General features: G+C 61.4%; 3 protein-coding genes and 2 pseudogenes. 4 read left to right on the top strand and 1 reads right to left on the bottom strand.

What is annotated here, in order from left to right:
* From DC347_RS19715 to DC347_RS19735, 4 genes and pseudogenes are all read left to right on the top strand, one after another.
* Positions 1-526 (top strand): annotated as a pseudogene (locus DC347_RS19715) (MmgE/PrpD family protein); the annotation flags it as partial.
* Positions 526-1,431 carry a methylisocitrate lyase gene (gene prpB, locus DC347_RS19720; RefSeq protein WP_109864184.1) on the top strand — a complete coding sequence of 302 codons (906 nt, stop codon included), beginning with the start codon at positions 526-528 and terminating at the stop codon, positions 1,429-1,431. The pseudogene DC347_RS19715 and the gene prpB, both read left to right, overlap by 1 nt.
* A gap of 27 nt (positions 1,432-1,458) precedes the next feature.
* A complete protein-coding gene (locus DC347_RS19725; protein WP_109864185.1) occupies positions 1,459-2,595 on the top strand; it encodes a bifunctional 2-methylcitrate synthase/citrate synthase in 1,137 nt (378 codons plus the stop codon).
* A gap of 623 nt (positions 2,596-3,218) precedes the next feature.
* Positions 3,219-3,833 (top strand): adenylate kinase, encoded by a 615-nt coding sequence (locus DC347_RS19735; RefSeq protein WP_206073975.1) that lies wholly within the window; start codon positions 3,219-3,221, stop codon positions 3,831-3,833.
* 1,205 nt (positions 3,834-5,038) lie between these two features.
* On the opposite strand, the pseudogene DC347_RS19740 reads toward DC347_RS19735, so the two are convergent.
* Positions 5,039-5,346: pseudogene (locus DC347_RS19740) on the bottom strand (transposase); the annotation flags it as partial.
* Positions 5,347-6,397: the final 1,051 nt, after the last annotated feature.

The raw sequence follows: 6,397 nt of genomic DNA on the forward strand, positions 1-6,397 counted from the left end.
CGGCTCCGGCGCCAACGACCCGCAGAAGTACAGCCCCACCGCATCCCGCGAGACCCTGGACCACTCCATCCCGTACATCTTCACCGTCGCGCTGCAGGACGGCGCCTGGCACCACGTCGACTCCTACGCCCCGGAACGCGCCGGCCGGCCGGACACGGTGGAACTGTGGCACAAGGTCACCACGGTGGAAGATCCCGAATGGACCCGCCGCTACCACTCCCTGGACATCGCCGAGAAGGCCTTCGGCGGCTCCGTGGAAATCACGCTCAAGGACGGCACCGTCATCACCGACCAGATCGCCGTCGCCGACGCCCACCCGCTGGGCGCCCGGCCGTTCGCCCGGGAACAGTACGTCAACAAGTTCCGCACGCTTGCCGCCGGGCTCGTGGAGGAGGCCGAGATCGAAAGGTTCCTCGCCGCCGTCGAACGCCTCCCCGAACTCGCCGCAGGCGAGCTGGACCAGCTGAACATCACCGCCGCCCCCGGCGTCATCGACCTGGCAGCCGCACCGAAGGGACTCTTCTAATGCTGTATTCGAAGACCACCCCGGAACAGAAGCGGATCCGGTTCCGGGAACTGCTCGCCTCCGGGACCATCCAGCAGTTCCCCGGAGCCTTCAACCCGCTCTCCGCACGGCTGATCGAGGAAAAAGGCTTCGCCGGGGTGTACATCTCCGGCGCAGTCCTCGCCAACGACCTCGGCCTGCCGGACATCGGCCTGACCACCCTCACCGAGGTGGCCACCCGGGCCGGGCAGATCGCCCGGATGACAGACCTGCCCTCCATCGTCGACGCCGACACCGGCTTCGGCGAACCCATGAACGTGGCACGCACCGTACAGGAACTCGAAAACGCCGGCCTGGCCGGCCTCCACATCGAGGACCAGTTCAACCCCAAGCGCTGCGGCCACCTCGACGGCAAGAACGTGGTGGACCTCGAGACCGCCACCAAGCGGATCCGCGCCGCAGCCGACGCCCGGCGCGACCCGAACTTCCTCATCATGGCGCGCACCGATATCAGGGCCACCGACGGACTCGAGGCAGCACAGCAGCGCGCCAAGGCCCTCGTAGACGCCGGAGCGGACGCAATCTTCCCGGAAGCCATGAAGGACCTCAGCGAATTCCAGGCCATCCGCGATGCCGTGGACGTCCCGATCCTGGCCAACATGACCGAATTCGGCAAAAGCGACCTCTTCACGGTGGACCAACTGGCCGGCGTCGGCGTCAACATGGTGATCTACCCGGTAACACTGCTCCGTAGTGCCATGGGCGCCGCTGAAAGGGTCTTGGATACGCTCAAGAGTCTGGGAACCCAAGAAGTACGTGTTCCTGAAATGCTCACCAGGGCCCGTCTCTATGACCTCGTCGACTACGAGGCGTACAACAAGTTCGATTCCGGAATCTTTAACTTCCAAATCCCCCACACCCGCTAGTACAGGGCTGCAACGAAGGAGCTCAGCATGACTGACACAAGCATCAAAAAAGGCCTCGCCGGCGTCGTGGTGGACTACACCGCCGTCTCCAAGGTCAACCCCGACACCAACTCATTGCTCTACCGCGGCTACCCAGTCCAGGAACTGGCTGCCAAGTGCAGCTTCGAGGAAGTCGCCTACCTGCTGTGGAACGGGGAACTGCCCACCCCGGACCAACTGGCGGAGTTCACAGCCCGGGAACGGGCCGGGCGTGCACTCGACCCTGCGCTCAAAGCCATCATCGATGCGTTGCCGACGGACGCCCATCCGATGGATGTTTGCCGCACCGCAGCCTCGGTAATGGGCGCACGGCACCCCCTGGCCGAAGACTCGTCCCGCGACGCCAACATGGCCAAGGCCATAGACCTCTTCGCCGCCATGCCCGCGGTGGTGGCCTACGACCAGCGCCGCCGGCACGGCCAGGACGTGGTTGAACCCCGCGATGACCTGGGCTACTCAGCAAACTTCCTCTGGATGGCCTTCGGCGAAGAACAGGTCCCGGAAGTGGTGGAGGCCTTCAACGTCTCGATGATCCTCTACGCTGAGCACTCCTTCAACGCCTCCACCTTCACCGCCCGCGTGATCACCTCGACACTCTCGGACCTGCACTCCGCAGTGACCGGAGCCATCGGCGCCCTCAAGGGTCCGCTGCACGGCGGCGCCAACGAAGCCGTCATGCACACCTTCGACGAGATCGGCATCCGGCAGGAGGAATCCCTCGAAGAAGCCGCTGCCCGGGCCAAAGCATGGATGGAAGACGCCCTGGCCCAGAAGAAGAAGGTCATGGGCTTCGGCCACCGCGTCTACAAGCACGGCGACTCCCGGGTTCCCACCATGAAAGCCGCACTGGACAAGATGATCGCCCACTACGGCCGCCCGGAGCTGCTGGGGCTGTACAACGGCCTGGAAACCGCGATGGACGAGGCCAAGGCCATCAAGCCGAACCTCGACTACCCCGCCGGGCCCACCTACCACCTCATGGGCTTCGACACCCCCACCTTCACTCCCCTGTTCGTGGCCAGCCGGATCACCGGCTGGACCGCGCACATCATGGAACAGGCGGACTCAAACTCGCTGATCAGGCCGTTGAGCGAGTACAACGGCGTGGAGGAACGGCACCTCTAGCAGCAGCTTCTGCTGCCCTTATTCCTGCGGTGGGGTGCCGGATGATCACCCGGATCATCAACTATTCGCAACGGCTCACGGCACTCCACCGCCGGCTCACCAATAAAGGTGGCGCCCACTAAGTACTTTCGTTTACTCAGGAGCAAGGCCTTGGACCTCCACCTACAACCAGATTGGCAGCGCGCCCACGGCCAACTCGTAGAAATCTGGAAGAACGGGATCTACATCCGTAAGGGAATCGTAGAGGCCGTCATGCCAGACAACTCTCTCCTATGGATCTCAAACGACGGCGTCTCTTCGCGGCAGATCATTGCCCGCTCTGACGGGTACCAGGTCTTCGCACATTTCATGCCTACCTAGCTCTTCTGTCTGGGGCGACGGATAACGGGTCAAGTTGCAGGTATTGTCACACGCAGCTCTGTCGGCGTATCAATATGCGCCGACCGCCGTGTCTGGCCAACCGCGGCACTAACGGACCAAGCCGTGATCACACGGCACTGTTACAGCTCATAGTCATCCAATATTCAGATTCAGTCGGCAGACCCGAACGGACTATTCGCCTACAGCTGGAACAAGGCGTCCAACCAACTAGGGCAATACTGAGGACTAGCATAATGACCAGAATGTTAATCATCGGAGCACCGGGCTCCGGTAAAGGCACACAAGCCGAACGTATTTCAAAACGCTTCGACGTTGACGCGGTCTCAACCGGCGACATCTTCCGCGCAAACGTCAACGAGATGACTCCTCTTGGCCTCAGGGCCAAAACGTTCATAGAAGCCGGTGACTTAGTTCCGGATAGCGTGACGAACGAAATGATCCGGGACCGTCTCAGTAGAAGCGATGTAGAGAACGGCTTTCTGCTGGACGGTTATCCCCGCACTGCCGCCCAAGTCGACTACCTCGATGGGGTCCTCGCGGACGGCAAACAGAAACTGGACATCGTCCTGCACCTGAACGCCGATGACGAGGAGCTCGTCTCCCGCATGCTTGCTCGTTCAAGTGTGAGCGGCCGCAGCGATGATAAGCGGGCCATCATCAGTCACCGGTTGAAGCTATATCACGAGCAAACCGCAGCAGTGATAGCCAAATACGCCGAGCGCAACATATTGACCCAAGTCGATGGCATCGGTGCGATTGAGGTCGTCACCCATCGCGTCCTACGCGCCATCAAAGCGTCACTAACAAACCTGGGTACTCCCCGGCCTCCAAAGAACGGGACGGCGGAGCTGATGTAGGACAGACCTGGCTATCATTCCGGCAGCCCTGCCGCCAAGCGACCAAAGCAAATGCTTTCAGAATATTCGAATGGCCAAAGAATATATAACTACCTGACAGAATCTGCGGTAACTGGAAGACAACCGCTCTAGTTGCCCGCACGCGGGTACCAGGACGCCTACCGATATTGGCCTGCATCCCAACCTGACATCCGGCACCCCCTGGCAAGGGAGGCTTCGTCCTGTCCCCCTGGCTCCCGTTTGTCATCCGACGCCAGCCGCGTGGCAACAGGTGTATTGCTAGGCGTTTGTCCGTCGAACTCCCTCAACCCTATAATTGCCCTGACGAGTGTAAGGGATGAAACCAGAGAGCCTCGCGGGCCGCCGTTGGTAGATCTCTATTCTGCCCGACGCAGACGCCACCTTCGCTCACGGCGGCTGTGCCTACCCGATGAGGACAGCCGATGCTGCATAAAGTTGCCGCACGCTGCCAATCATCACCGTCCAACGCGGCTCCACGGTTCGGCGACACTCAAGAAGCCTCGACGGGCACCAGTCTGTAGAGCACCCAATTCCGTCTCTGCCCAATCGGCTACGCACTGCTCTACGGAATCACAATGGTCGGTCTTTGCAGCGGGGGTGTGTGAACGATGTTGGAAACACTCGCACAGGTGCCCACGCCACCGTATGCGGTTTAGAGGTCGATATATACCGCCGCGTGGCCAGGAAGCGCTCCTGGGGCGAAAGGAGTCAACGGGATCTAGCGTCGCGCGTGGATGGCGTTGATATCGAAGTCGCCAAACCAGCCCAAGGAAACCACTGAGGCCCGGGCCCCGAGCCGGCGCAACTAACCGGGAGCGCCATTTCCCAAAGTCATCCTGACTATGATGAACCGCGAATGTGAGGACACCATCACCAACAGCGGCAAAACTTTCGACGTCCCGCCACCGACCGGTATTCGAACCTCGGGAAACCATCGGTCGCATTGCGCCTGCTCCCCGGGTTCATCGCATTGATTCCGGTGTCCTGCGGCGCACGCACATAAGTCGGCGGGCCATCAGCGCTGACACCTGTAGCGACCGTGTTCCGAGAAATACTCAGTCACGCCGCAATCGACCTCATCGACTCATCCTCGGCAAGATGAAACCGCCGAAAGCGCCCAATCCACCGTTGTGATCACCAACCCAATCGTTTGGAACGGGTGGATCAACGGGACTGTCCGACATTTAGTTGATTCTTCCGTCGAAGGTGATGGCGAGGGCGTTGAACGCCGACTTCCATCGTGTGGCCCATCGTGCCCTGCCTTTGCCTGTGGGGCCTAGTGCCCTCGTGGCGGCGAGGTAGAGGCATTTCAGGGCACGCCCTGCTCGGTGGGGAAATGACCCCTCGCCCTGACCGCGCGCCGGTAGCGGGCGTTGACGGATTCGATGGCCCTGGTGCTGCAGATAACCCGCCGGATTTCGACGTCGTAGTCCAGGAACGGCACAAACTTGCTCCAGGCGTTCTCCCACAGCCGGGTGATCGCCGGGTATCGCTTACGGCGCGGATGCTGAGCCGGGTATGCAACAGGTCCGCAATGGTGGTCCGTTCCGACTCGGAGAGAAATCGCGCGGAGATCACTGCCGGTTTCTGATGGGAGATGGGAGCATACTTCTTGATGTCTCCGGACTTCAGAACGACCATGTGGCCGTGCCGCGCGCGAGTCCCCGAACTTCGGCTGATTGCGGCGATTACCGCTTCGGAATTGCCCGTTCCCTGTTTCATCAGCTGATCCTAGTGAGCCCGGGCAGCTTTCTTTGGAGGGGCCCCAAGACTTTCGTGGTCTATTCATGTCTGCCAATTGCAACTCCCAAAAAGTTCAGGTGTTGCAACGACCACTAGACGCCAAGCCCACGAGATGGCTCACTCTTCGACGGTCGGCGACAGTCCCGCTGCCGATCGCGGAATCAAGCTTCCTGGTCTGCCCGTTGAACGTCAGCCAAGGGGCGCCGGGCGAGTGCCGGGCCTTGGCATTCCGCCGGTTGGAATAGCAGGTCAAGTGACCTAGGCAGGTATCTATCGCTGCGGCGTCGGGTGGTAAACAAGGTTTAATCACTAGTCTGCGGGGCGGCTGCGCGACGGCGCCATGTGGGCGGTCGAAGGGTTGTCTCCTCCGATGTTCGGCGGCGTCCGACTGCCCGGGCGCAACTCCTGACGTGTGGTCCGGCATCGACGACGGCGTGGGCGAGGTCCGGTTCGGTTTCATAGAAGTTTCGAAGGTCGGTCCCCATTCCCCGCATCTGCCAAGGCGCGCCGGCAACGCCTCCGCCAGCGGTGGGGACGTTTGCGGCTTGCGTCTCGGTCAAAGGGAGCAGGCTGCGCAAACCGGAGCATATCGTCGAACTCCGTGAACGCTTGGCTGAGGCAGGACGCGCAGACAAGCACGTGGACGTACGGCAACGCTCACCGTGGGGATTGGTGCTCATGGACAAACCTTCATAGTGCGGGACTTGCCAGGGGCGGGGGTTCGAAGTTCCAACCGCCGCCCCTGCTTCATGCGGCATCTACCAGCTGGTGGGAGCTAGCGGCTGATGATGGGTAGTACG

Origin of the sequence: Pseudarthrobacter sp. AG30, assembly GCF_003116525.1 — a bacterium.
In the GTDB taxonomy this organism is placed as follows: Bacteria; Actinomycetota; Actinomycetes; order Actinomycetales; family Micrococcaceae; genus Arthrobacter.

Coding starts and splice junctions, on each gene's coding strand:
- prpB (WP_109864184.1), top strand. CDS start 526: ATGCTGTATTCGAAGACCACCCCGGAACAGAAGCGGATCCGGTTCCGG.
- DC347_RS19725 (WP_109864185.1), top strand. CDS start 1,459: ATGACTGACACAAGCATCAAAAAAGGCCTCGCCGGCGTCGTGGTGGAC.
- DC347_RS19735 (WP_206073975.1), top strand. CDS start 3,219: ATGTTAATCATCGGAGCACCGGGCTCCGGTAAAGGCACACAAGCCGAA.